General features: G+C 65.3%; 27 protein-coding genes. 21 read left to right on the top strand and 6 right to left on the bottom strand.

Annotation, left to right across the window (positions count from 1 at the left end; translation table 11 throughout):
• Positions 1–5 precede the first annotated feature (5 nt).
• From atpH to B5E65_RS16185, 6 genes are read right to left on the bottom strand one after another with little or no spacing between them, the layout of a single operon-like run.
• Positions 6–545: an ATP synthase F1 subunit delta gene (gene atpH, locus B5E65_RS07015; protein WP_087171063.1), complete on the bottom strand. Its 540-nt coding sequence runs from the start codon at positions 543–545 to the stop codon at positions 6–8.
• Complete coding sequence (atpF, locus tag B5E65_RS07010; RefSeq protein WP_087171062.1) at positions 542–1042, bottom strand: F0F1 ATP synthase subunit B; 501 nt, start codon at positions 1040–1042, stop codon at positions 542–544. The genes atpH and atpF overlap by 4 nt, the downstream gene beginning before the upstream one ends.
• A 41-nt stretch (positions 1043–1083) precedes the next feature.
• Positions 1084–1362, bottom strand: coding sequence for an ATP synthase F0 subunit C (gene atpE / locus B5E65_RS07005; protein WP_087171061.1), 279 nt, complete (start codon positions 1360–1362; stop codon positions 1084–1086).
• A gap of 57 nt (positions 1363–1419) precedes the next feature.
• The gene (locus B5E65_RS07000) at positions 1420–2166 is read right to left on the bottom strand and encodes a F0F1 ATP synthase subunit A (RefSeq protein WP_087171060.1); all 747 of its coding nucleotides are present in this window, start codon (positions 2164–2166) and stop codon (positions 1420–1422) included.
• A gap of 8 nt (positions 2167–2174) precedes the next feature.
• Positions 2175–2597, bottom strand: coding sequence for a hypothetical protein (locus B5E65_RS06995; protein ID WP_087171059.1), 423 nt, complete (start codon positions 2595–2597; stop codon positions 2175–2177).
• Between the two features lie 20 nt (positions 2598–2617).
• Positions 2618–2872 (bottom strand): AtpZ/AtpI family protein, encoded by a 255-nt coding sequence (locus tag B5E65_RS16185; protein ID WP_242957506.1) that lies wholly within the window; start codon positions 2870–2872, stop codon positions 2618–2620.
• A gap of 313 nt (positions 2873–3185) precedes the next feature.
• Here B5E65_RS16185 and B5E65_RS06985 point away from each other — a divergent pair, with 313 nt between their 5' ends.
• The 21 genes from B5E65_RS06985 to B5E65_RS06885 all read left to right on the top strand — a co-directional run bounded on the left by B5E65_RS06985 (position 3186) and on the right by B5E65_RS06885 (position 26113).
• Entirely contained in the window at positions 3186–5039 is a 1854-nt protein-coding gene (locus B5E65_RS06985; protein ID WP_087171058.1) for a flavocytochrome c, read from the top strand.
• Between the two features lie 202 nt (positions 5040–5241).
• Positions 5242–5814, top strand: coding sequence for a TetR/AcrR family transcriptional regulator (locus B5E65_RS06980; protein WP_087171057.1), 573 nt, complete (start codon positions 5242–5244; stop codon positions 5812–5814).
• A gap of 180 nt (positions 5815–5994) precedes the next feature.
• Positions 5995–6978, top strand: a complete 984-nt coding sequence (locus B5E65_RS06975) for an NAD-dependent 4,6-dehydratase LegB (protein ID WP_087171056.1) — start codon at positions 5995–5997, stop codon at positions 6976–6978.
• Positions 6979–7044: 66 nt separating this feature from the next.
• The gene (locus tag B5E65_RS06970) at positions 7045–8706 is read left to right on the top strand and encodes a DUF2142 domain-containing protein (protein WP_087171055.1); all 1662 of its coding nucleotides are present in this window, start codon (positions 7045–7047) and stop codon (positions 8704–8706) included.
• Positions 8707–8751: 45 nt separating this feature from the next.
• Positions 8752–10734, top strand: a complete 1983-nt coding sequence (locus B5E65_RS06965; protein WP_087171054.1) for a hypothetical protein — start codon at positions 8752–8754, stop codon at positions 10732–10734.
• Positions 10731–11330, top strand: coding sequence for a hypothetical protein (locus B5E65_RS06960; RefSeq protein WP_087171053.1), 600 nt, complete (start codon positions 10731–10733; stop codon positions 11328–11330). Before B5E65_RS06965 ends, B5E65_RS06960 begins: the two co-directional genes overlap by 4 nt.
• A gap of 13 nt (positions 11331–11343) precedes the next feature.
• A complete protein-coding gene (locus B5E65_RS06955) occupies positions 11344–13326 on the top strand; it encodes a hypothetical protein (protein WP_087171052.1) in 1983 nt (660 codons plus the stop codon).
• Complete coding sequence (locus B5E65_RS06950) at positions 13323–13967, top strand: hypothetical protein (RefSeq protein WP_087171051.1); 645 nt, start codon at positions 13323–13325, stop codon at positions 13965–13967. Before B5E65_RS06955 ends, B5E65_RS06950 begins: the two co-directional genes overlap by 4 nt.
• 80 nt (positions 13968–14047) lie before the next feature.
• Complete coding sequence (locus B5E65_RS06945; protein WP_087171050.1) at positions 14048–15211, top strand: LegC family aminotransferase; 1164 nt, start codon at positions 14048–14050, stop codon at positions 15209–15211.
• Between the two features lie 36 nt (positions 15212–15247).
• A complete protein-coding gene (locus B5E65_RS06940; protein ID WP_087171049.1) occupies positions 15248–16294 on the top strand; it encodes a sugar phosphate nucleotidyltransferase in 1047 nt (348 codons plus the stop codon).
• A 26-nt stretch (positions 16295–16320) separates the two neighbouring features.
• Positions 16321–17136, top strand: a complete 816-nt coding sequence (locus B5E65_RS06935; protein ID WP_087171048.1) for an acyltransferase domain-containing protein — start codon at positions 16321–16323, stop codon at positions 17134–17136.
• A gap of 30 nt (positions 17137–17166) precedes the next feature.
• Positions 17167–18162, top strand: coding sequence for an N-acetylneuraminate synthase (gene neuB / locus B5E65_RS06930; RefSeq protein ID WP_087171047.1), 996 nt, complete (start codon positions 17167–17169; stop codon positions 18160–18162).
• A 69-nt stretch (positions 18163–18231) separates the two neighbouring features.
• Positions 18232–19425 carry a UDP-N-acetylglucosamine 2-epimerase gene (neuC, locus tag B5E65_RS06925; RefSeq protein ID WP_087171046.1) on the top strand — a complete coding sequence of 398 codons (1194 nt, stop codon included), beginning with the start codon at positions 18232–18234 and terminating at the stop codon, positions 19423–19425.
• Positions 19422–20399, top strand: a complete 978-nt coding sequence (locus tag B5E65_RS06920; RefSeq protein WP_087171045.1) for a Gfo/Idh/MocA family protein — start codon at positions 19422–19424, stop codon at positions 20397–20399. Before neuC ends, B5E65_RS06920 begins: the two co-directional genes overlap by 4 nt.
• Before the next feature lie 12 nt (positions 20400–20411).
• Positions 20412–21350 carry a Gfo/Idh/MocA family protein gene (locus B5E65_RS06915; RefSeq protein ID WP_087171044.1) on the top strand — a complete coding sequence of 313 codons (939 nt, stop codon included), beginning with the start codon at positions 20412–20414 and terminating at the stop codon, positions 21348–21350.
• Between the two features lie 21 nt (positions 21351–21371).
• Entirely contained in the window at positions 21372–22136 is a 765-nt protein-coding gene (locus B5E65_RS06910) for an acylneuraminate cytidylyltransferase family protein (protein WP_087171043.1), read from the top strand.
• Complete coding sequence (locus tag B5E65_RS06905) at positions 22133–22930, top strand: threonine/serine exporter family protein (protein ID WP_242957502.1); 798 nt, start codon at positions 22133–22135, stop codon at positions 22928–22930. The genes B5E65_RS06910 and B5E65_RS06905 overlap by 4 nt, the downstream gene beginning before the upstream one ends.
• A complete protein-coding gene (locus tag B5E65_RS06900) occupies positions 22927–23370 on the top strand; it encodes a threonine/serine exporter family protein (protein WP_087171041.1) in 444 nt (147 codons plus the stop codon). Before B5E65_RS06905 ends, B5E65_RS06900 begins: the two co-directional genes overlap by 4 nt.
• 16 nt (positions 23371–23386) lie before the next feature.
• Positions 23387–24307 carry a sugar nucleotide-binding protein gene (locus B5E65_RS06895; RefSeq protein ID WP_087171040.1) on the top strand — a complete coding sequence of 307 codons (921 nt, stop codon included), beginning with the start codon at positions 23387–23389 and terminating at the stop codon, positions 24305–24307.
• A gap of 223 nt (positions 24308–24530) precedes the next feature.
• Positions 24531–25319, top strand: a complete 789-nt coding sequence (locus B5E65_RS06890) for a sugar phosphate isomerase/epimerase family protein (protein ID WP_087171039.1) — start codon at positions 24531–24533, stop codon at positions 25317–25319.
• Positions 25316–26113 (top strand): glycosyltransferase family 2 protein, encoded by a 798-nt coding sequence (locus tag B5E65_RS06885; RefSeq protein ID WP_087171038.1) that lies wholly within the window; start codon positions 25316–25318, stop codon positions 26111–26113. The genes B5E65_RS06890 and B5E65_RS06885 overlap by 4 nt, the downstream gene beginning before the upstream one ends.
• Positions 26114–26133: the final 20 nt, after the last annotated feature.

The following is a 26133-nucleotide window of genomic DNA, read 5'->3' as shown; positions in this document are numbered from 1 at the left end:
CTTCCTTACAATACGATATTCTCCAGATCGCGCCGCAGCCGGGCCAGGCGTCCCTCCACCGTGCCGTCAAAGCGCACGCCGTCCATCTCCAGCCGGATGCCGCCCAGGCAGGCCGGGTCCACCGCAAAGCTCAGGTCCACGGTCTTGCCGGTCAGGCTTTCCAGCTTGGCTTTCAGGCGGGCGGCGGCGTCCTCGGTCAGAGGCACCGCGCTCACGGCCTTGGCGGGCAGAATGTCCCGCGCCGCGTTGTACCGGGCGCTGAACTCCTTTTCGCAGGCGCTCAGCTGCCGCAATGTGCCGTTCTCGCACAGGATCTTGAGGAAATTCAGCAGGTAGGGGTCCACCTGCCCGCGCAGCGCTTCGTCCAACAGGGCGCAGCGCTCCGCCTTGGGGATGTTGGGGGTGCACAGCAGCTTTTCATAGTCGGGATTTTCCCGCATAAGGGCGGTCACCTGGCGCAGCTGATCGCGCACGGCCTCGTCCCGGGCTTCTTCGGCGCACAGTTCAAACAGCGCGCCGCCGTACATCTTGCCCACATCGGTCATGATGCGTCACCCACATTCCGGATAAACTCGTCGATCAGGTCCTGATGGGCCTGCTGGTCGATCTCCCGCTCCACCACCTTGGACGCAATGTCCATGGCGATGCCGCCGATCTCGTCCTTGACCTCGTTGATGGCCTTCTTGCGCTGCTGGGCGATGTCCGCGTCCGCCTTGTTCTTGATCTCCACCGCGTCCGCCTGGGCCTGGCGCAGGATCTCCTCGCTGCGCAGCTGGGCGGTGCGGGTGGCGTTCTGGACCAGGGCGGCCGCCTCTTCCTTGGCGGCAGCCAGGCGCTGCTCATAGTCGGCGCGCATGGCCTCCGCGTCGGTGCGGGCCGCCTCGGCGTCCGCAATCTGGGCATCGGCAAGCTGCTGGCGCTGGGCCAGCACCTTCTGCACCGGCTTGAACAAGAACTTCTTGATCAGCCACATCTGGATCAGCAGGTTGCAGATGGCCGCGACAAAGTTCCAGGGTACAATGGTCACCAGTTGCTGAAACATCTGATTGTCACGCCTCCTTGTTCAAAATGGTATGGGGCCGATCAGCCCAGCATGCCCATGAACATACCGGGGGCCACGAAGATCAGCAGCAGGCCGGTAACGAAGCCGTAAATACCGGTGGTCTCGGCGATGGCGCAGCCCAGCAGCATGGTGCTGGTCACGTCGCCCTTGCACTCGGGCTGACGGCCGATGGCCTCACAGGCGGCGGCAACGGCGTTGCCTTCACCGATACCAGGGCCGATGCCCGCGATCAGGGCGCAGCCGGCGCCGATGGCGCAGCCAGCCAGAGCGATACCTTTAGCCAACAGTTGGAATTCCATGAGAACGTCCTCCTAAAAATAATAGTTGTGTTTTGGTTGTACGGCGGCCGGGCAGGGTCATTCCTCCCCAGCGGCGTTGGCGATATACAGGGTGGTCAGCATGCAGAAGATAAACGCCTGCATGAAGCCGGAGAACCAGTCGAAGTACAAACCGGCGATGGCCGGAATGCCCACCGACAGGATGGGGATGGCCCCCAGCACCTCACCCAGCGCGCCGGGCAGCCAGCCCAGCAGCGCGTGGCTGGCCAGGGCCAGCGCCGCGTAAAGCAGCGTACTGGTGACCGTGCCGGACAAAATGTTGCCGAAGTGACGGCAGGCCATACTGATGGGGGTAGCAATCTCGGACAGGATGTTGAAGGGGGTCAGCACGAAGACCGGCTCGGTAAAGCCCTTCAGGTATCCGCCCAGACCGCCGGAACGGATCTTGGCGCGGGTGATCAGGAAGAACACCATCACCGCCCAGGCCGCCTCGGTGGACAGGTCCGCCGTGGGGCTCCAGATGCCCACCAGGCTGATCAGGTTGCTCACCAGGCTGGTGGCGAACAGGGCGGCCACAAAGGGGATGAAGGCGTCAAACTTGACCCCCATGTTGCCCCGCACGAAGTTGGTGGCGGTGTTTACCAGAAATTCCGCTGCCGCCTGCCGCTTGGAAATGCCGGTGACCTTGAGATCCCGGGTGAGCCAGATGCACACGCCGGTGATCAGGATCATCACGATCCAGCTGCTGATGATGGTGGCCGAGATCTGGATACCGCCGCCGATGGGGATGGTATAGATCGGTGCGCCGTTGATGCTTACGTCCATAGCTGTTGTTATTCACCTCCCTTGCTGCTTGTGGTCTTGCGCCCGAAGGCGTACATCACAAAAATGGTCAGCTGGGGGAACAAAAGCGGGATGGCCGCTGCCACCCAGTTGAAAAAGGGGATCAGGATCATGGCCACAAGGAACACGCCCAGCCCCAGCTTGCGGTACAGATCGGACATGCGCAGCAGGTTGTGCCGACCGGTCTCACTGTCGCAATGTACGGCTTTCTGCAGGGTGACGGCCAGCCCGAAAAAGTTCAGCCAGGCCACCGCCGCCCCCAGCACCGCGCTCACCGGAACCGCCGGGCCGAAAGAAAGGCCCGTACCGGCTGCCGCCAGCAGGCCCCACCCCGCGCTCAGCACCACCGCGCCCACGGCGCAGCCGATGCCGATATGCCGCAGTTCCCGCTTAACGTCTGGCTGCAGATGCATAGGATACACTCCTTTCTGGATCAAAGATGCCGGTTGAAGCTCTGAGGGGCTTTGCGTGCGGACCGATCCGCCTTGCGGCAGGCGTCCCGGTAGAATTTGCGGGCCGTGGCCCCGGCGGTGCCAAGCCCCAGCACAAAGGCCGGGATCATGATCCAGCCGGGCGCGCCAAACCGCTGCTGCAGCCAGGCTGCGCCGCCCACAAACAACAGAACCGGGACCACCAGCGAGATGCCCAGCTGGGTGAACCAGGCAAGGCCCCGTACCAGCTCCATCATAGGTTTCAAAACAGGTCTGCCTCCTTTCCGCGGCACACCGGCGCGCCGCAAAAAGCATTGTTCATAGTATATCAAATTTCCCGTGCGAGAACAACAAAAATTATAAGAAAAGCAGAGAATGGCGCCATTCTGCGGTTTGTGCCGGAATGGCAAAAAAGTAACAATTTGGTTACCTGTGGGAAAATGTGTTGATTTTGTGATGGATACATGATAAACTTTTTTCAAACACGTTTTATAACGTGTGTTAAGTTGGCCCCGCGATGCGGGCGGGGCCGGTACATGACAGGGATTGTTTAAGAAAGGAAGGAACCACATGAAAAAGACCATGCGCAGACTGCTGTGCCTGGTGCTCTGCGCCGCTATGGCGCTGAGCGCGGTGGCTTGCGGCAGCGCCCCGTCCTCCTCCGCTTCCAGCGCGGCGGGCGTGTTCACCCCGGGCACCTACAGCAGCACCCAGACCGGCATGCATGAGCTGACCGTCACCGTGACGGTGGACGCCAATGCCATCACCGACATCCAGGTGGAGCATCAGGAGACCGAGGGCGTGGGCGCCCCGATCGCCGAGAGCCTGCCCGCTCAGATCATGGAGCTGCAGGGCCTGGGCATCGACGCCGTGGCCGGCGCCACCCTGACCAGCAACGCCATCCTGGAAGGCGTGACCGACTGCCTGAAGCAGGCGGGCGCCAGCGACGAGACCATTGCCGCCTGGCAGGCCAAGAGCCCTGAGGTGGTCAAGGAAGAAGACGCCGAGTACACCACCGACGTGCTGGTGATCGGCGCGGGCGGCGCCGGCATGGCCGCCGCTGTGACCGCCAACCAGGCGGGCAAGAACGTGATCGTGGTGGAGAAGACCGGCGCGATGGGCGGCAACACCATCCTGAGCGGCGGCGCCATGAACGCGGTGGACGACGGCAGCGAAGTGGCCGCCGAGCATGAGGACAGCGTGGCCCTGCACATCCAGCAGACCTACGAGGGCGGCGACGAGCAGGGCGACCTGGAACTGGTCACCATCCTGTGCGAGCAGGCCTGGGACGGCGTGGAATGGCTGAAGGACCTGGGCATGGAGTTCACCGGCGTGGTCTTCACCGTGACCGGCGGCCTGTGGCCCCGCGCCCAGCAGCCCGCTGACCCCGAGGGCACCGGCTTCTTCAAGACCTACCAGAACTACCTGGACAACAACGAAGGCATCACCATGCTGTACAACACCACCGCCAACGAGCTGCTGGTGGATGAGAACGGCGCGGTGACCGGCGTCAAGTGCACCGGCGCTACCGGCAACACCGTCACCGTCACCGCCACCAACGGCGTGGTGCTGGCCACCGGCGGTTTTGCCCGCAACGTGGAGATGCGTGTGGCCGCCAACGAGGAAACCAAGCTGTGGCCCACCCTGGACGAGAGCATCCCCAGCACCAACGCTTCCGGCATCACCGGTGACGGCATCGTGATGGCCGAGGCTGTGGGCGCCAACCTGATCCAGATGGGCAACATCCAGCTGCTGCCCCTGGGCGATCCCGAGACCGGCAGCCTGTCCGGCAACATCGAGCACTCTGTGGAGAGCCGTATCTTCGTCAACGAGCAGGGCGAGCGGTTCGTCAACGAGGGCGGCCGCCGCGACGAGATGACCCTGGCTCTGTTTGAGCAGACCAACACCACCATGTTCATCATCATGGACAGCGACACCTATCCCACCGGCGATGAGCTGAACAACTTCGGCGAGACCATCAACGACCTGGTGGCTGCCGGCCGTGCCTACAAGGCCGACACCCTGGAAGAGCTGGCCGAGCAGATCGGCGTGCCCGCCGACGCTCTGGTTGCCACCGTTGAGGAGTACAACCGTTACTGCAAGGGCGGCGACCTGGAGGGTCAGACCGACTCCTTCGGCCGCACCCTGTTCAGCGACGTGGAAGGCGTGAACGACGGCATCAACGACGGCCCCTTCTATGCGGCTGAGCGTGTGCCCACCGTGCACCACACCATGGGCGGCGTGCAGATCGACGCCGAGTGCCATGTGATCAACACCGACGGCGAGATCATCCCCGGCCTGTTTGCGGCGGGTGAGGTCACCGGCGGCATCCACGGCACCAACCGTCTGGGCGGCAACGCGCTGACCGACACCGTGGTGTTCGGCCGCATCGCCGGCACCAGCGCCAGCGAGTACACCCGCTAAGCGGAACGTCGCAGTTAAGTACCTATCCTATACTACCGGCGGGGGCCGGGGCCGGCAGCGGCTCCCGGCCCCCGTCGGGCGTTTTCAGGGGGCGGCAAACAGAAAAGGGGATCGCCGCGCTTTACTTTTTTTATAAAATCCGTTACAATTTAACCTGTTCGCCCCGGCCGCGAGACCCTGGCGGCGGAAAGGAGTGGGCCATATGACCGATAAATACCAGGCGCGCCGCACGGCGCTGCTGGAAGAAATCTACGAACTGGTTGACCGGGAGGGCTACGAGGCGCTGCGGGTACGGTACCTGTGCGGCCGGCTGGGCATCTCCACCGGTACCTTCTATCACTATTTCCCGGAAAAATATGAGCTGCATCAGCTGCTCTACCGGCGCATTGACGAGCATTTCCAGCGGCGGGTGCAGCCCCGCTTCACCGAAGACGAGGCCGCCAACCTGTCCCTGTTTGCCGAATGCTACGCCGACTACTGCGTCCAGACCGGCGTGGCGGCCACCCGCTGCTTCATGGCGCTGCCCCTGCAGCAGCCGGCCGGCGACCTGCTCAGCGAAAAGCGGCCCATCAGCCAGGTGCTGGAGGGCATCTTTGAGCGGGGCAAGGCCAAGAATCAGTTCCTGTGCCCCTACTCCGCCCGGGAGTGTGCCCGCTACACCATGGTGGTGCTGCGGGGCTTCTGCAGCGACTGGGCCAAACGGGACGGCTCCTACGATCTGGTGGAAGCGGTGCGCCGTTTCTTCCCCATCAGCCTGGCCGGGCTGCGGGGCTGAACGATCAAACCAGGCTTTCCCTTGTCCGCGGCGGACAGGGGAGAGCCTTTTGTTTTGCTCCGGCGCGGTTGCGTGTTGAAGTTTACGCCCTTTTACGGTATACTATACAAAGAAAATTGCGGCCCGCGGCCAACCGCGGGGCCCCGCCCGCCCTCGGCGCGGGCAGAAAGGATGGACAATATGGCGCATACCGTCATGGTCACCGGCGCGGACGGCTTTATCGGCAGTCACCTCACCGAGGAACTGGTCAAAAAAGGCGAGCGTGTCAAGGCGTTCTGCTACTATAACTCTTTCGGAAGCTGGGGCTGGCTGGACAGCCTGGAACCGGCCATCAAAAACGAGATCGAGGTCTTTATGGGCGACATCCGCGACCCCAACGGGGTGCGCACCGCCATGGAAGGCCAGGAGATCGTCTATCACCTGGCGGCGCTGATCGCCATTCCCTTCAGCTACCACAGCCCGGACAGCTATGTGGACACCAACATCAAGGGCACCCTGAACGTGCTGAACGCGGCCCGTCAGGTGGGCACCTCCCGCCTGCTGGTCACCAGCACCAGCGAGGTGTACGGCACCGCCCAGTATGTGCCCATCGATGAAAAACACCCCTTCCAGGGCCAGAGCCCCTACTCCGCCACCAAGATCGGCGCCGACCGCCTGGCCGAGAGCTTCTACCGCAGCTTTGATCTGCCGGTCACCATCGTGCGTCCCTTCAACACCTACGGCCCCCGCCAGAGCGGCCGGGCCGTTATCCCCACCATCATCACCCAGCTGCTCAACGGCCAGACCGAGATCAAGCTGGGCAGCCTGACCCCCACCCGGGACTTCAACTACGTTAAGGACACCGCCGCCGGCTTCATGGCCCTGGCGGACTGCCCCGCCGCCGTGGGTCAGGAGGTCAACATCGCCACCGGGCAGGAACATTCCATCGGTGATCTGGCCAACGAGCTGATCCGCCAGATCAACCCCGAGGCCAAAATCGTCTGCGACGAGCAGCGCCTGCGCCCGGAAAAGAGCGAGGTCAACCGCCTGCTGGGCTGCGCGGACAAGCTGCGCGCCATGACCGGCTGGGCCCCGAAATATACCTTTGAACAGGGCCTGGCGGAAACCATCGAATTCCTGCGCACCCATATGGACAGCTACAAGCCCGGGGTGTACAGCCTGTAAATCCTGGCCGGGCCCGGCTTCTCCGCATCGGAAACGCCGGGCCTTTGCCTGTTTTGCGAGGTTTTCATGAACGAACGAACTTCTCCCCGCCGCCTGCCCCGGCTGCCCGCCTGGGCCGGCTGGCTGCTCGGCCTTGCGCCGGTCACGGCGCTGGCCGTGGGCCTGGTGTACTACTGGCGGGTGTTCTACTCCTTTGATCGGATGGCCGCCGGCCTGTTCACCCTGCTGGCCTGCACGGTGGCCTGGGCGCTCTATCTGGCGGTGTTCCTGGCGGTGCGGCTGGGCCGCAGCTTCGCCGGGCGGGCCGCCGTCTGCATCTTTGTGTGCGGGGCGCTGTTCTGCTTTGCCAACCCGCCCCTGCAGGCCCCCGACGAGACCGACCATTACCTGCGCAGCTACGCCATCAGCCTGGGCCGGCTGGATTTTGACGCCGACCGGGGCTACCCCGAGGACGTGGACCGGCTGCTGGCGGCCTTCCCCGGCGCCTGGGTCAACGCCCACACCAGCGTGGGCTGGGGCGAAAACTCCCAGGGGGCCGAGGCGCCCTACGATTCCTCCGGCTACGCCCTGAAACAGTGGGGCGAGGACGGGGAAGTGCTCTCGGTGGCGGACAGCTTTGCCCAGTACCTGAGCGGTGAGCCCGCAAAAGAAAAGGTCACCGAGCCCATCAGCCTGATGATCCTGCCCTTTGTGCCCCAGGCGCTGGGCATGGTGCTGGCCCGGCTTGTGGGGCTGGGGGCGCTGGGCTGCCTGTACGCCGGGCGGCTGGCGAACCTTGCCTGCTACACCCTGCTGTGCTGGCTGGCCCTGCGGGGCTGCCGCCGGTACCAGCCGGTGTTCCTGGGCGTGATGCTGCTGCCGCTGAGCCTGTATATGGCCGCGTCCTTAAGCTACGATGCCACTTTGCTGGGATTTTACTACCTGGTAGCCAGCTACTACTGCCGGGACGAGATCCGGGACCGGGACGTATACGCTTTCTTCGCGGCCTTTGTGCTCATGAACGTGGCCAAGCCCTATATCAACCTGCTGTGGATCGTGCTGCCGCTGATTTTGCCCCGCCGGGCCTGGAAGACCCGCTGGAAAAAATGGCAGGTGGCGCTGGCCGGTCTGGTCGGGGCGGTGGTGGTCACCCGGTTCATCGAGTGGTACGGGGTGGCGTTCCGGCACAATTATGGCACCATCGAGCGGATGATCGAAGGGGTGGAGCAGCTGCCGCAGCTGGCTTTCATCCTGTCCAATCCGCTGCGGTATATCGCGGTGCTGTTCGGCACCCTGTACGAGAACGAATTCTTCATCGGCCAGCTGGGTGTGTTCGGGTCGCTGGACCTGCCCATCCCGCTGCTGAATATCCTGTGCCCGGCGGTGCTGCTGTTCTGCGCGGCGCTGTCGGTGCATGAAAAAAGCAGCCTGCGTCCGCTGCCCGCCGCCGGGCTGGGGGCCCTCGGCGTGGTGTACATCGCCGGCGCCATGACCGCCATGTATATCACCTACACCCCCGTGGGCATGGTGCGGGTGATCGGGCTGCAGGCCCGGTACTTCCTGCCGGTGTTCCTGATGCTGCTGGTATTGGTGGCGGCGCTGCTCAGCCATGTGCTGGAGCCCAAGCTGGCCGGTACCGGCAAGGCCCTGAACGTGGCCCTGGTCACCGCCGGAGGCACGGCGGTGCTGGGGGCGGTGCTGCTGTTCCAGCACTGGTTCATCGGGCCGGTGTACACCATCTATCTGTAAGCAAATCCCGGGCGCGGCCCGGGTTCTATGGGAAAGGAGACGCCTATGACGCTTCTCTGCGGCCTTTTGGTGCTGGCGGCCCTGGCCTGCGGCAGCCTGGCAGCGGCCGAACTGCTGGATAAAGATCCTGCCCTGCTGGCGCTGCCGGTACTGGTCGGGTCGGTGATCTGGCTGTGCCTGGGCGGTATGGCGGGGCTGCTGCTGCCCGCCGCCTGGCTGTGGCTGGCGGCCATGGCGGGCCTGACCGTATTTGCCGCGCTGGGGGCCGGTCTGCCCGCGCTGATGCGCCGGGCCCAGAGCCCGGCGTTCGGGCTGTTTGTGGCCGGTTCGCTGGCGTTCTGGCTTCTGTTTGCGGTGCGGCAGCCCCTGTTCACCCAGTGGGACGAGTTTACCCTCTGGGGCAGCGCCTGCAAGATGGTCTGCGAACAGGACGTGCTGTTCCCGGCGGCCCGGGGCTATCTGGCGGGGCGGGGCAGCCTGCCCGGCATGATGCTGCTGAGCTACCTGTTCCAGTTTGCCGCCCCCGGTTTTGCCGAATGGGCGGTGTTTGCCGCCTACGATACCCTGTATATGGCGGTGGCGGCCCTGGCCGCCAGCCTGGCCGGGCGCGGCTGGCGCAGCGCGGTGCTCGCCTTTGCCGCCGTGGTCAGCCTGCCGTTCTTCTTCTCCGTATACCAGCCGGGCGCGGTGAGTCAGGTGTACCAGTCCGCCATGGGCGATCTGGCACTGGCCTTTGTGTTCGGCGGCGCAGTCTGCCTGTATCTGGCTGCCGGCGATTCTCCCGCCGGGCTGGCCGGGTGCGGGCTTGTGCTCGTTTTTCTCACCCTCATCAAGGACATCGGCCTGGCCTACGCCCTGGTGGCGGTGCTGGTGATGGCGCTGGCCCGGGCGTTCGGGCAAAAACCGGTGCGTCTGCGCCGGGTGTTCACCACCGCCGGGCAGGCGCTGGTGGCGGCGGTGCTCATCGCCGGGGCCTTTGTGCTCTGGAGCGTCTATGTGATGCAGGCCAGCGGCGTGGATAAAAACGCCGTGGGCGGCGAAGGGGAGAGCGTGGGCTACGCCACCGTGCTGCTGGGCGGTCTGGCCCAGCTGCTGGGCATCGGCCGCACCGAAAAGTTCTCCGCCATCCTGGCGCTGATGCTCAAAGCGCCCTTTACCCTGCCGGTCTGTCTGCTGGGGCCGGGTGTGGTGGCCATGGCCGCCGCGCTGGTGGCCCAGGGCGCCGCGGCCTTCTGCGCCGCGCCGGGCGCCGCCCGCCGCCGGGTGCTGTGGATCAGCGCCGGGCTGTGGATCGGGCTGGCCGCGTTCTGGGTGTTCCATCTGTTCCTGTATGTGTACAACTTTGCGGATATTGAAGCCTATCAGCTCAAGGATTACGCCCGCTATCTGGGATCGGTGCACATTGGCATGACCCTGGCCAGCCTGGGCCTGCTGGCGCTGGCCTGCCGGGAAGAAAAAGGCCGGGCCGCCCTGGCCCGGTTGGGGGTCTGCGGCGCGGCCGCGGCGCTGGTGGCGGTCTGCCTGTGGCGCGGGCCCCGCACCGGCTTCTGGAACTATCCCTCCAGCCTGTACGACGCCCGGCAGGAGATCAAGGCCCGTGCCGCCACCGTCAACGACTATCTGGACTGGGACGATGAAGTGCTGCTGATCTGCCAGGGGGACGATGTGTCCCGCTGGTACTACTATGGCTACGAGCTGCATGCCACCATCGCCAACGGCTTCGGCGGCACCAGCTTCGGCGATGCGCGGGACAACCGCTGGCCCACTACCGGTATGACCCTGCTGCCCTATTTCTCTGATGCCAACGAGTTCGAGACGGTCTGCTCCCGGGACGGCCTGGTGGCTTTCCTGCAGGAGGCGGAGTACGACTACATCCTGGTAGACTGGACCGACGAGTATTTCTGCGAGGAGTTTTCCTCCCTGTTTGACGCGCCCATTCCGCTGGGCACCACCCACGACCCGCTGCTGTTCAAGATCGAGGACGGCGGCGCCCGTATGACCCTGGTGGCGGGAGGTGACGAGGCATGACGACCAAACGCTGGCTTGCCTTTTTCTATGCGGCGGCGCTGGTGCTCTGGCTGGCCGCCGCGGCGCTGGGGGCTGTGCAGGCGGGGCAGCCCGCCTCCATCGACCCTGCCGGGTTCACCCAGGTGGGCGCGGTGGAGACTGAACCTGCCGCCGATGCCCCGGCCGGTTCGGTGACCTTTACCTCCACCGACGCCGACCCCCAGCTGTACTGGGAGGGCACGGCCCGGGTGGATACGGTGCAGGTGCAGATGACCCAGGACCGGCCCTCCGGCGGGGTGACCCTGTACTACCGCACCGAGGGGCAGACCGATTATTCCGAGACACAGAAGGTCTGGGCCGACCAGACCGCCCCCGGTGTATGGCAGTTTGACCTGGGAGGGGTGGAGGTCACCGGCCTGCGGCTGGACCCGGACAGCGAGGGCGGCGTGACCAGCTGCCTGTCTGCCGTGACCCTCAACCCGGCCGAACCCTTGTGGCAGCGATTGATCCCGGACGCGGGCACGCTGCTGGTGCTGGCGGCAGCGCCGCTGCTGCTGGCCGCCCTGGCGGGGGAACTGACCGAACTGGCCGTCCCGCTGGACAAAAAACGACGCTAAGGAGACACACCGTATGTGGGATGTATTGCTGGCTTTGCTGGCCGTGCTGGGCCTGACGGCTTTCCTTACCCTGTACGCCCGGCTGCCCGCCGCGCTGGGGCCGCTCACCTCGCTGAGCCTGGCGGGCCTGTGGCTGGCCGCCTGGGGCATGGCCGGGGCGCTGGCCGTAGGCGGCTGGACACTGTACCTGGCCTGCTGGGGTCTGGGCGGCTGGGCGCTGGTGCGCCGGCGGGAGAGCTGGCGGCAGCTGCCGACCCCCGGCCTTGTGCTGTTTCTGATGATGGCGCTGGGGGTCACGGTCTACTTTGCTGTGCGCCAGCCCATCCCCACCGATTTTGACGAGTATTCCCTCTGGGCCACTGCGGCCAAGCTGACCAAGGCCAACGATGCCCTGTATACCGTGGGTGAGACCGGCACCCCCTGGCAGGCCACCCAGACCCCCAGCCTGATCCTGATGGGGTACTTTGCCCAGTTCCTGGGCAGGTTCGCCTACTGGAAAGTCTACGTGGGGTACGACTGGCTGCTGTTTGCCTGCTTTGCGGCGGTGCTGGGGCGGCTGGACTGGAAAAAATACGCCCTGGCGGTGCCGGCGGCGGTGGCCTGCTGGTGCGCGCCCTGGTTCTTCACCACCTACAACCGCACCATCTTTTTGAGCAAGGTCTACATGAACAGCTACGGCGATATCCCCGCCGGTGTGCTGTTCGGCGGGGCGGTGGCCCTGTGGCTGGCCCTGCGCGCCGCCGACGGCCCCCGCTGGCCGGTAGTGCCGGTGCTGGCCTTTGCCGCCCTGGCCAAGGATAACCTGTTCCCGGTGATGCTGGTGGCCGCGGGCATGGCCGCCGCCGACTGGTTCTTCTTCCCGGATGCGGGGCCCTTCCGCAAGGGCTGGCCCCGCCGGCTGGGCTTCTCCGCCCTCACCTGTGCTGCTCCGCTGGCGGCCTACCTGGCCTGGAGCCGGTATATCGCCGGTCTGGCTGCCCTCAACGCCGCCGAAGGCGGCATGGGTGTCACCAGCCAGAGCCTGCCCTCGGTGGTGATCAACGGCGTTAAGATGCTGCTGGGGCTGCCGGTGGCGGACTACTACGAGGAACGCCGCTGGCGTTTTGTGCAGGCCGGGCAGGACATGGTCAGCGCCTTTTTCAAGGATGAACTGTCCATGCTGGGGCCGGGCGTTGTGGTGCTGGGCCTGATCGTGGCGCTGTTTCTGGCGGGCATCCTGCTGGCGAAGGGCGCCCGGCTGCGGGCCCGGGGCGGCGTGCTGCTGGCGGTGGGTCTGGCGGGCTTTGTGGGCTACAACTTTGTGCTGCGGCTCAGCTACGCCTTTATCTTCCGGGAAGAGCAGTGCGTCGGCCTTGTGGACTACAACCGCTATATCTATCCCTACTATATCGGCCTGTTCCTGATTGCCCTGGCCTGGCTGCTGGCGGCGGCCCAAAGCCACCCCGCCCCCCAATGGCGCGGCCTGGCGGCGGGCGCCCTGGTGCTGGCGCTGGGCGGCGGCATGCTGCTGCGTACCAATCAGTTCATCCTGCCCCAGTACAGCGTGCTGGGTTTCAGCCAGGCGGAGTTTGACGACCAGAACCTGATCCAGCGCAAGGCCGACGCGGTGGCCGAAACGGTGGAACCGGGCAGCCGTATCTTCTTTGTCAGTCAGGGGGACAACGGCCTGCGCTGGTTCAGCTACAGCTGCGACCTGCTGCCGCTGATCCTGGATTACAGCGGCGACATTGACGGCGGCGGTGGCGGCGGCGGCACCTTCGGTCTGCCCGAGCTGGACAACGGTAACCTGTACTACCACCCCTACACCCTGGAGGAGTTCCGCACACTGGTGGAGGAGAGCGGCTGCGCCTACATCCTGGTGGATGCGGTGGACGAGATCTTTGTGCAAAGCTACGGCAGCCTGTTTGCCGACGGGCTGGCCGGCGCGGAGGACACCCTGCTCTACCGGGTGACCGAAGGCGGCTGGCAGCCGGTGGAAATGGAGGTGCCCCGATGAAGCGTTTGCAGTGCTGGGCGCGCCGTTTACCCGCGCCCATCCCGCTGGTCTGCTACGGGCTGGCGCTGATATTCTGGCTGGGCAGCGGCCTGGCCGTGCTGGGCTGGGAGGCTGCAGGCCGCGCCGGCGGCCGTCTGGCCCAGACCGATCTGGACCCGGCCACCCTGGAACAGGTGGACATCGCCCCGGATGAAAGCGGGGACTGGGTCACCACCGGCGGCGACCCCCAGCTGATCTGGCGCAATACCGATGGGCAGATGGCCCGCACCCTGCTTATGCAGGCGCAGTTCAGCCAGACCCCCCGGGAGGTGTGCCTCTACTACACCACCCGGGCGGACGAGCCTTTCAGCAGCGGCAAACGGGTGTTCGGCCAGAAGCAGGACGACGGCAGCTATCTGTTCCGCCTGCCGGCCGGCTCCATCGCGGCGCTGCGCCTGGACCCCTGCAGCCCGGCCGAGGAACAGGGCGCCATCACCCTGACCGGTCTGACCCTGACGTTGAACGTGGACGCGCCCTGGTACGCCGCCTTCAATCCGGGCTGGAGCGGGCTGTTCGGCTATCTGGTATGGCCGGGTCTCGCGGCGGCGGCGATCCGCTGGCTGTGGGACGGCGTGCGCTTTGTGCGCCGCCGCAAACAATAAGCAAACCGGGCGGAGAATTTCTCCGCTTTTGGTACGACCGGCGGCAAGGCCGGCCCATAGAGTTAAAGAGGTGTTTTGCTATGGCAAAGTTCATTCCCCTGTCGGTGCCCAACTTCGGCGGGCACGAAAAGGAATATGTCAACGAGGCGGTGGTCAGCGAGTGGGTTTCCACCGGCGGCAGCAAGGTGGCCGATTTTGAAAAGGCCATTGCCGACTATGTGGGCATGCCCCGGGCGGTGGCCTGCAACAGCGGTTCTTCCGGGCTGCATCTGGCCGCAATGGTGGCCGGTATACAGCGCGGGGACGAGGTCATCGTGCCCAGCCTGACCTTTATCGCGGCGGTCAACCCGGTCACCCGCTACATGGGGGCCGAGCCGGTGTTCATCGGCTGTGACGACAGCCTGTGCATCTGCCCCGATGCAGTGGAGGAATTCTGCCGCGACCGGTGCGAGATGCGGGACGGCGCGCTCTACAACAAGACCACCGGGGCCCGGGTGCGGGCGCTGGTGGCGGTGCATGTGTTCGGCAACATGGCCGACCTGCCCCGCCTGACCGAGATCGCCCGCCGCTACAATCTGGTGCTCATCGAGGACGCCACCGAGGCCCTGGGCACCCGGTATACCTCCGGCCCCTTCGCGGGCAGGATGGCCGGCACCATCGGCGACGTGGGCGTGTACAGCTTCAACGGCAACAAGATCATCACCACCGGCGCGGGCGGCATGGTGGTCTCCAACCATCCCGACTGGGCCGAGCACGCCAAGCACCTCTCCACCCAGGCCAAGAGCAACGAACTGCAGTTCTTCCACGACGAGGTGGGCTACAACTATCGCATGACCAATCTGCAGGCCGCCCTGGGCCTGGCCCAGCTGGAACAGCTGGAGGGCTTCATCGCCCACAAGCACGCCCGCTGGCAGCAGTACAAGGACGCGCTGGACGGGGTCAACGGCTACCGTATCCTGGGCTTCCGGGAAGACTGCACCCGTCCCAACAAGTGGTTCTACTCGCTGTATCTGACCGACGAGCGGCATGACCGGGATACCCTGATCCAGAAGCTGCACGAGCAGTCCATCCAGACCCGGCCGGTCTGGGCGCTGATCCACCAGCAGGCGGACTATGGCCGCAACGAGGCCTACGCCATGGCCAAGGCCGAGGATTACCGGGCCCACATCGTCAACCTGCCCTGCTCCACCAACCTGAGCGAGGAGGATTGCCAGCGGGTCATCGACGCGCTGCTGGCGCTGTAAAAAACGCGGGCCCCGGGCCCGGAGAGGGGGCAGCCCATGCTGCATATCGAGGAGTTGTATATCCAGCCCGATGCCACCGTGCTGGAGGCGATGAAAAAGCTGGACGAAACCGGCCAGCGCATCCTGTTCGTGGCCCCCGAGGGGCGTCTTGAGGCGGTGCTCACCGACGGGGACGTGCGCAAGTACATCCTGCGCGGCGGCGAGCTGGAAGGCCCGGTCAGCGGCGCGGCCAACTACCGGCCCGTCAGCCTGCCGGTGGCCGAGCGGGGCAGCGCCAAGGCGGTGCTGGAGGAAAAGGGCATCGACGCCTTGCCGCTGCTGGACAAAAAGGGCCATATCCTGGACATCGTGTTTGCCAGCGGCTTTGACATCGACAACCGCAAGCCCGCCGGGTTGCCGGTGGTCATCATGGCGGGGGGGCTGGGCACCCGGCTCTACCCTTACACCAAGATCCTGCCCAAGCCCCTGATCCCGGTGGGGGAACTGCCCATCATCGAGCACATCATCCATCGGTTCCGGGATTTCGGCTGCCGCAAATTCTATCTGGTGGTCAACTACAAAAAGAACATGATCAAGTCCTATTTCAACGACCTGGAAAAGGACTATGAGGTGGAGTATATCGACGAGGAGGAACCGCTGGGCACCGGCGGCGGGCTCTGCCTGCTCAAAGGCAAGCTGGACGAGCCGTTTTTCCTCTCCAACTGCGATATCCTGATCGACGCGGACTTCGGCGACATCTACCGCCGCCACAAGGAGAGCGAAAGCATCATCACCATGGTCTGCGCCTTCAAGCATTTCACCGTGCCCTACGGCGTGGTGGACCTGGGCGAAAACGGCGAGATCCGGGCCATGCGGGAAAAGCCGGAGATGAACTTCCTCACCAATACCGGCGTGTATGTGGTGGAGCCCCGGGTCATCCGGGAGCTGGAGGACGGCAAAAAGCAGGGCTTTACCGATATCATCGAGCGGTACCGGGCCGCCGGCGACCGGGTAGGGGTGTACCCCATCCGGGAACAGAGCTGGATGGACATGGGCCAGATGGAAGAGCTGGACGCCATGCGCCGCAAGCTGGAAAATCAGTGACCCGCCCGCAAAAGGAGGAATCCGCCTTGACCGCTGAACAGCTGGCCGCGCGCATCGGCCTGCCGGCCGAGGGCTCGGCCTGTGCGCTGCGCCTGATAAGCCCCCGGCAGGCGGAAACCGAATATTTCCCGCTGCTGGAACAGCAGGAAACCGAGTTTTTGCAGGCCATAGCCCGCCATCCCCGGCCGGAGCTGGCGGTGCTGGCCGTCTATCTGGCCTACGCCGCCGCCCAGTATCCCCGCTGGAAAGCCCGGGGCATACCGGACGAGGTATTCTTCGCCACCATGGGGGATATGGCCATCTGGTACCGGGAGCATCGGCACCGCACCGGCAAACCCGGTCTGGTGGAATGGGCCTGGCTGCTGGAATCGCTCAAGGGCCGCCTGGTGCGGCTGGGGCGGCTGCAGTACCAGCCCCGCACACTGGATGCCCCGGCCCGCTGGCAGGAGGAAGTTTTCCCGGCCGGTACCCGGGTGCTGGAGGTGCACATCCCGGCGGAACAGCCCCTTGCGCCCCAGGCGGTGGCGGATTCCTTGCAGCAGGCCCGGGCCTGGTTTGGTCAAAAGGAGTATGCCCTGTTCCATTGCCATTCCTGGCTGCTGGCGCCCGCGCTGCGCGGGCTGCTGCCTGCCGGGGCCAATCTGCTGCGGTTTCAGGATCTGTTCACCGTGTACGACGTGGACATGACCTGCCGCCAGGCGGAGGAACGGGTGTTCGGCGCCCTGCTGGACGACCCGTCTGCCTATCCCGGAAACACCCGGCTGCAGCGTTCGCTGCGGGACTACCTGCAGCAGGGCGGCCGCGTGGGGGTGGGCATCGGCTGCCGCCCGCTGAACGCCTGACCGGCCGCATTTTTTGACAGGAGGATTCATATGAGCATCTGCATCATCGCCGAGGCGGGCGTGAACCACAACGGCAGCCTGGAACTGGCCAAGGAGATGGCCCGGGTGGCCAAGGAGGCCGGGGCCGATATCGTCAAGTACCAGACCGCCGTGCCGGAACTGGTGGTCAGCAAGTTCGCCCCCAAGGCCGAATACCAGAAAACCACCACCGACGCCGCCGAAAGCCAGCTGGATATGATCCGGCGGCTGCACTTTGATTTTGACGCCCACCGGGAACTGAAAGAATACTGCGATTCCATCGGTATCCAGTACCTGTCGGCGGCCTTTGACCTGCCCAGCGTGGAATTCCTGGCCAGCCTGAAACTGCCGGTCATGAAGATTCCCAGCGGCGAGATCACCAACCTGCCCTATCTGGAGGCGGTGGCCGCCGCCCATACCCCGGTGATCCTGTCCACCGGCATGAGCACCCTGCCCGAGATCGAGGACGCCTTGAGCGTGCTGGAGGAGGGCGGCTGCCCCGGCGTGACGCTGCTGCACTGCAACACCGAGTACCCCACCCCCTACGAGGACGCAAACCTGCTGGCCATGCTGGATCTGGCCGAGCAGTTCGGGATGCCGGTGGGCCTGTCCGACCACACCCCCGGCTGGGAGTGCGACGTGGCCGCCGCCGCGCTGGGGGCCACCGTGATCGAGAAGCATTTCACCCTGGACAAGAACATGGAGGGCCCGGACCAGAAGGCCAGCCTGGACCCGGCGGAACTCACCGCCATGATCGCCGCGGTGCGCCATACCGAGGCGGCGCTGGGCAGCGGCCGCAAGGCGGTAAGCCCCAGCGAGGCCAAGAACAAGCCCGTGGCCCGCAAGAGCATCGTGGCCGCCCGGCCGATCCAAAAGGGCGAGACTTTCACGGCGGAAAACCTGACCACCAAGCGCCCCGGCACCGGCGTAAGCCCCATGCGCTGGCATGAGGTGCTGGGCCTTTGCGCCAAACGGGATTTCGCCGAGGACGAGCCCATCGAGCTGTAAACTGCCGCTGCCCGGCAAAGTTTTCCACATTCCGGGCGGCTCATTGTGGAAAAACAGGAGGCAAGCGATATGTCCCAGCCGGTCAAACTGGCGGTGGTCACCGGAACCCGGGCCGAGTACGGCCTGCTGCGTCCGGTCATACAAAACCTGATGGCCTGCCCGGAGGCGGAGCTGTCGGTGCTGGTCACCGGGGCCCATCTGGCGCCGGAGTACGGCAACACCGTGGCCGAGATCGAAGCCGACGGGGTGCCCGTCGCCGCCCGCATCCCCATCCTTGCGCCGGGGGAGAGCGGCCCCCTTGCCACCGCGGGTGCGGTGGAGCGCACCATCCATGGTTTTGTGCGCTGGTTCGCGGAAAACCGCCCGGCCTGCGTGCTGGTGCTGGGGGACCGGTACGAAATTTTCGCCGTGGCCCAGGCCGCGGCGTTCGCCGGGGTACCGGTGGCCCATATCAGCGGCGGGGACGTGACCCTGGGCGCGGCGGACGACTGGTACCGCCACTGTATCACCAAGATCGCCCATCTGCATTTCCCCAGCTGCGACGAATCCGCCCGGCGGGTCATCCAGATGGGGGAGCAGCCCGCCACCGTGTTCAATGTGGGGGGGCTGGGGGATGAGAACATCCGCACCATGACCCTGCTGGGGCTGGACGAACTGAGCCAGAGCATCGGCTTTGACCTGACCCGGCCCTACGGCCTGGTCACCTTCCACCCGGAAACCGCCGGCGGGGCCGACCCTGCCGCCCAGTCCGACGCGCTGCTGGCCGCCATGGACGCAGTGAGCGCCGCCACCGGCCTGCACTGGCTGGTTACCAAGGCCAACGCGGACGCGGGCGGCCTTATCATCAACGAAGAGCTGGACCGGTGGGCCGCCGCCCATCCCGATACCGTCGCGGTGCGCACCAGCCTGGGGGTGGTGCGGTACCTCTCCGCCATGAAGGGGGCGGCGGTGGTGCTGGGCAATTCCTCCAGCGGCGTGGTGGAAACCCCTACCTTCGGGGTACCCACCGTCAACGTGGGGGACCGGCAGAAAGGCCGCCCCATCTGCGAAAACGTGATCGGCTGCCCGGCGGACGAATCCGCCATCGAAGCCGCCCTGCACAAGGCCCTGAGCCCGGCGTTTCGGACCACGGCCCGAAAGGCCAGAAGCCCCTACAACGGGGGCAACACCAGCGAAAAAATTGTGGAGATCCTGCTGCGGGAGGTGCGCCGGCCCGGTTTCGGCGCGCCCAAAACCTTTTATGAAGGGGAGTTGCCAAAATGAAACTGTTGATCGTGGGTCTGGGCAGCATGGGCAAGCGCCGCGCCCGGCTGCTGCGCGGCCTTGTGCCGGAAGTACAGATCGCCGGGGTGGATTCCGCCCCCGGCCGCCGGGAGGAAGCCCAGACTCTGGGCATCACCGCCTATGAGAGCCTCGATGCGGCCCTGGCCGCGGACAGCTTTGACGGGGCGCTGGTCTGCACCGCGCCGCTGAGCCACGCAGGGCTCATCGGCCAGCTGCTGGAGGCGGGCCTGCCGGTCTTTACCGAGCTGAACCTGGTGGACGACGGTTACGACGAGAACATCCGCAAGGCAAAGGAAAAGGGTGTGCCGCTGTTTCTGTCCAGCACCATGCTCTACCGGGGCGAAACCCGGTATATCAAGCGGCGGGTGCGGGAGTTTGCCGGCCCGGTGAACTATATCTACCACATCGGTCAGTACCTGCCCGACTGGCACCCCTGGGAGAACTACAAAAACTTCTTTGTGGGGGATGCGCGCACCGGCGGCGTGCGGGAAATTTTCGGCATCGACCTGCCCTGGCTGCTGGATACCTTCGGCCCGGTGACCGGCTTCACCGCCATGAAGGACAAGATCAGCAATCTGGAGATTGCCTACCCGGACAGCGTCTTTGTCACCCTGCGCCACGAAAACGGCACCAAGGGCATGCTGGCGGTGGACGTGGTCAGCCCCAAAGCGGTGCGCAACTTTGAGTGCTTCGGCGAGGGCCTGCACCTGTTCTGGGAGGGCAACCCCCGTTCCCTCTACGAGTTTGACAAGCAAAGCGGCGAGAAACAGCCGGTGAACACCTATGCCCAGGTGGAACAGGACCCCCGCTACTCCGACAACATTGTGGAGAACGCCTACGTGGACGAGCTGGCCAACTTCCTGGGTGTGCTGGCGGGCGAGGAACAGCCCCGGTACAGCTTTGAACGGGACAAGGAAACCATCCGCCTCATCGAGGCCATCGAGAACGCCTGAGGAGGGATCACCATGGACGTGCTTTTTGTGGGCCTGGGCTCCATCGGTACCCGGCATCTGAACAATCTGCATGAGATCGGCCGGCGGCGGGGCATTCCGGTGCACGCCGACGCGCTGCGCAGCGGCACCCGTCCGCTGCGGGAGGGCGCGGCCCAGCTGCTGCGGAATCAGTACACCAGCGTGGAACAGCTGCCCCCCCGGTACGACGCCATCTTCATCACCAACCCCACCAGCATGCACCGGGATACCCTGGCCGCGCTGCGGGGCCGGGCGGAGACGCTGTTTATCGAAAAGCCCATCTTTGACGACCCGGACGCGGATCTGGCCGCTCTGGGCCTGGCCGACGACCAGGGCCAGAAAGCCTACGTGGCCGCTCCCATGCGCTGGTGCGGCACCATGCTGGCGTTAAAGGAAAAGCTGCCCGGCCTGCGGCCCTACTCCGCCCGGGTGATCTGCTCTTCCTACCTGCCGGACTGGCGGCCCGGGGTGGATTACCGCACCGTTTACTCCGCCCACCGGGACCTGGGCGGCGGGGTGACCATCGATCTGATCCACGAGTGGGATTATCTGGTGGAATTGTTCGGCATGCCGCTGGAAAGCTATAACCTGCGGGGCACCTACTCGGATCTGGAGATTGATTCGGACGATCTGTCGGTCTACATCGCCCGGTACCCCAGCCTGCTGGCGGAGGTGCATCTGGACTACTTCGGCCGCACCTATCGCCGGACCATCGAGCTGTTTTGCCAGGACGGCACCGTCACCGCGGATTTCGGCGCGGGCACCCTGACCCTGGCCGACGGCACGGTGGAGCGGTACGAGGAACCGGTCAATGAGCGGTATCTGCGGGAGATGGACTATTTTGTTACCTATGCCCTCACCGGCACGGGGCCCAGCGTCAACACCCCGGCCACCGCGCTGCAGGTGCTGCGGCTCACATTAGGCAAGGCGTAAGGCCTTTCAGGAGGAATCGTTATGGAAAAGCTTCTCATCACCATCTGCGGCCGGGCGGGCAGCAAGGGGTTCAGGAATAAAAACCTGAAAACCTTCTGCGGCCTGCCGCTGGTGTACTACACCCTCAGCGCGGCCCAGATGTTCCTGGCCGCGAACCCGCAGGTCAAGGCGGACATCTGCCTGAACACCGACAGCGAGGATCTGGCCCGTCTGGTGGCGGACAAGTATCCGGAGGTGGTCTACCTGCCCCGGGGCGAGGCCCTGGGCGGGGACACAGTGCCCAAGATGGCCGTTTTCCAGGACAGCCTGGCCCGGATGGAGCAGGCCCGGGGCGAAGCCTACGACTTCGTGATGGATCTGGATATCACCAGCCCCCTGCGCACCGCGAAGGACGTGGAGAGTGCCTACCGGCTGAAAGCCAGCCGGGCGGATCTGGATCTGGTGTTCAGCGTGACCGACAGCCGCCGCAACCCCTGCTTCAACATGGTGCGGGACTGCGGCGACCATGTGGAAAAGGGCATCGACAACGCCACCTACACCGCCCGCCAGCAGGCCCCGGTGTTCTATGACGTGAACGCCAGCATCTATGTGTTCAGCCGGGATTTCCTGGCCGGCAACACCACCGGCATCCTGTGGGACGGCAAGATCGGCGCTTCCCTCATGAAGGATACCGGCGTGCTGGATATCGACAGCGAGGAGGATTTTGTGCTGATGGAGGTCATTGCCCGCCATCTGTACGACACCCTGCCGGAATTTGCCGCCGTGCGGGAGAACATCCGCCGGTGAGCGCCGCGCCGATGAACCCCCGGCAGCTGGAAACCCCGCCCCCCGCCGCCGGCGAGGAACTGATGAACCTGGTGATGCGGGCGGGTAAGCTGCTGCTGGAAAACGGGGCCGAGGTGTTCCGGGTGCAGCAGACCATGGACATCATCGCCCGCAGCTACGGCGGGCAGGATGTAAATATCTACGTGCTCACCAACGGGCTGTACTGCTCGATGGAGGGCCAGCGCACCCGGGTGGCCTATGTGCCCGAAGCCACCACCCACCTGGGCCGTGTGGCCGAGATCAACGATTTGTCCCGCCGGATCGCCGCCGGCAAGGTGCCGCTGGCCGAGGCCAGCACCCGCCTGGAGGAGATTGCCGCCCTGCCGCCCACCCCCGCTTGGGGCCAGGTGGCCGCCTGCGCGGGTGGTTCGGCCTGCTTTGCCATCCTGTTCGGCGGTGTGTGGGCCGACGTGGGCTGGATGCTGCTGATCGGGGTGGTGCTGCAGCTGTTCCTGTTCGGGGCGGCCCGGCTGCGCCTCAACAAGATCTTTACCAAGCTCGTGGGGGCCGGGCTGGTAGCCGCTTTGGCGGTGGCCCTGCCCTGCCGGGGGATGGATCAGGTCATCATCGGCTGCCTGATGCCCCTGACCCCCGGTATCGCCCTGACCATGTCCATCCGGGACTTTATCAACGGGGATTATCTCTCCGGCACCATCCGCCTGATCGACGCGCTGCTCATCGCGGGCTCCATTGCCTGCGGCGTGGGTCTTGTGCTGGTGGGGGCCGGCAGTCTGCTGGGGGTGGTGTTTCCGTGAGCGTGCCTGAACTGCTGCGCCAGCTGCTCATCTCCGCGGGCGGCACCTGGGCCTTTGCCATCCTGTTCCACGTGCCCCGCCGTTCCTGGTGGGCCTGCGCGGTCACCGGCGGGGTGGGCTGGCTGGTCTACTGCCTGTGCGTGGCCGCCGGGGCCAGCACCGTCACCGCCAGCCTGATCGCGGTGCTGCCGCTGGCCGCCCTTTGCCGGGTGTTTGCCATCGGGCTGCGGATGCCCATTACGGTGTTCCTGTTCAGCGGCATTTTCCCGCTGGTGCCCGGCGCGGCCATCTACTATACCGCCTATTACTTCATCCGGGGCAACAACGACCTGTTTGTACAAAAAGGCGCCGAGGCCATCAAGATCGCGGTGGCCATGGCGCTGGGCATCGCCTTTGTGCTCAGCATCCCGCTGCCCCGCCGCCACCGCAAATCCGAATAACAAGGAGGAATCTCCCATGCCCGATACCGTTCTTGTAGGAAGCACCGGCTTTGTGGGGGGGAACCTGCTGGCCGCCTATCCCTTTGATGCGGCCTACCATTCCACCGACGTGCAGAACGGCTTCGGCCGCGACAACGGCCTGGTGGTCTACGCCGGGGTGCCCGCCGCCATGTACCTGGCCAACGCCGACCCTGCCGCCGACCTGGCGGTGATGGCCGCCGCCCGGGAAAACCTGCGCCGTCTGGCCCCGAAAAAGGTGGTGCTGATCTCCTCCATCTGCGTGTTTGCGGACAGCCGGGGCAAAACCGAGGCCGACGAGCCCACCCCCGAGGGGCTGGCCCCCTACGGCGCCAACCGCCTGCAGCTGGAACGCTGGGTGCGCGAGGACTGGCCGGACGCCCTGATCGTCCGCCTGCCCGCCCTCTACGGCAAGGGGCTGAAGAAGAATTTCCTCTATGACCTGCACACCATCACCCCCGCCCTGCTGCGCCCGGACAAGTACCAGCAGCTGGCCGCGGAGAGCGAGCTGGTGCGCATCGGCTACGAGGACGCGGGCAACGGCTTTTACAAGCTGAGCGGCAAGGCCGACCCGGCCGCGCTGCGGGCCTGGTTTGCCGCCGCGCCCTTCAACGCCCTGGCCTTTACCGACAGCCGCTCGGTCTACCAGTTCTACGACCTGGCCCGGCTGTGGCGCGATATCCGGACAGCCCTGGACGCGGATCTGCGGGTGCTGCATCTGGCCACCCCGCCCTTGAGTGCCGCCCGGGTCTATGAGGCCTTTACCGGCAAAACCTTTACAAACCACCTGCCGGGCGCCCCCTTTGATTACGACCTGCGCACCCGCCACGCCGCGCTGCTGGGCGGGGCCGGGGAGTATTTGTGCACTGAGCCGGAGTGCCTGACTGCTGTCTGTGATTTCTTAAAAAACTGGAACTGAACAAAAAGCCGCCGCCCGTACCGGGACGGCGGCTTTTTATAGGTAAAAATTCTCAGGGCCGGAGAATTCCGGCCCTGATTTCCGGGGTCTGGGGGGACGTTGTCCCCCCCAGATTGGCAAATCCTGCTTTGGCCGGGCAAATTGCTTTTTTATTTCACGCCGTGTATAATGTATTCTGTATCACTATGTGCCCGGCGCGCCCGGGCGGAAGGAGCGTTTGCGCATGGGCTTCAAACTGGCGGCTTCCAACATCGGCTGGACGGCGGCGCAGGACGAAACGGTCTGGCAGTGGATGAAAGATCTGGGCTACTCCGGGCTGGAGATCGCCCCTACCCGCCTTTTCCCCGACGCACCCTATGAATGCTGCAACGGCGCGGCCCTGTTTGCCGGGGTCATGTACCAGCGGTACGGGTTTTCTGTGGTCAGTATGCAGAGCATCTGGTACGGCCGGACCGGCAACATCTTTGTGCCCGAAGAAGCGGCCGAACTGGAAGAATACACCCTGGCCGCGCTGGAGTTTGCCCGCAGCTGCCGCTGCGAAAATCTGGTGTTCGGCTGTCCCCGCAACCGCAACCGTCCCGAGGGGGCGAGTGAGCAGGCAGCGGAAGAATTTTTCCGCCGCCTGGGCCCCGAAGCGGCCCGCCGGGGCGCGGTGATCGCCCTGGAACCCAACCCTCCTATTTATAATACCAACTACCTGAACACCACCCGGCAGGCGCTGGATCTGGTCAAAAAGCTGGCAACGCCGGGCCTTGCGGTCAACCTGGATGTGGGCGCCATGATCGCCAACGGCGAGCGCCCCTCCGACTATGCCAACGAGATGAAATACGTGAGCCACGTGCACATCAGCGAACCGGGCCTGGCCCCCATTGAGCGCCGCAGTCTGCACAAGGAACTGGCCCTGACCCTGGGCGCAGTGGGCTGGAAAGGCTGGGTGTCCCTGGAGATGAAAGCGTGCGACCCGGACGCACTGCGCCGCAGCCTGGAATACGTGGCGGAGGTGTTCGCATGACCGAAACCATCACCGGCCTGACCGGTGTGCCGGATTATACCCGCACCCGGTTTGCCGAAAAACACAGCGACTACTGTCTGCTGATTCCGATTATTAACGAGGGCGGCCGCATCCTGGCCGAACTGGACCGTGCCGCCAAGGCCGGTATCCCGGAAGTATGCGACATCATCCTGTGCGACGGCGGCTCCACCGACGGCAGCATGGACCCGGCGGGGCTGATCGCCCGGCGGGTGAATACTCTGCTGGTCAAGACCGGCCCGGGCCGCCAGGGCGCCCAGCTGCGCATGGGCCTGTGGGAGGCGCTGCAGCGGGGCTACAAGGGTATCCTGACCATCGACGGCAACAATAAAGACAGCATCGAAAGCGTGCCCCTGTTTATTCAGAAGCTGGAACAGGGCTACGACCTGGTGCAGGGCAGCCGGTTCGTCAAGGGCGGCCGGGCGGTCAACACCCCGCTCTCCCGCTGGCTGGCGGTGCGGTTCATTCACGCGCCCCTCATCAGCCTGGGGGCGCGCCACTGGTTCACCGATACCACCAACGCCTACCGGGCCTACAGCTGCGCCTACCTGACCCATCCGGCGGTGCAGCCCTTCCGGGACGTGTTTGCCGGGTACGAGCTGCTGGCCTACCTGAGCATCCGGGCCACCCGCCTGGGGCTCAAAGCCTGCGAGGTACCGGTGGAGCGCGCCTACCCCAAAGCCGAGCCCACCCCCACCAAGATCAAGGGGATGCGGGGCAACGCCAACCTGCTGCAGATCCTGTTCGCCGCCCTGGCGGGCCGGTACGATCCCTGACGGGGTATCCTAATTACAAA

This window comes from Gemmiger sp. An120 (assembly GCF_002160955.1).
Classification (GTDB): Bacteria; Bacillota; Clostridia; order Oscillospirales; family Ruminococcaceae; genus Gemmiger_A; species Gemmiger_A avium.
The sequence above is the reverse complement of the archived record's forward strand: the minus strand, read 5'-3'. Positions and strand labels throughout refer to the sequence as shown.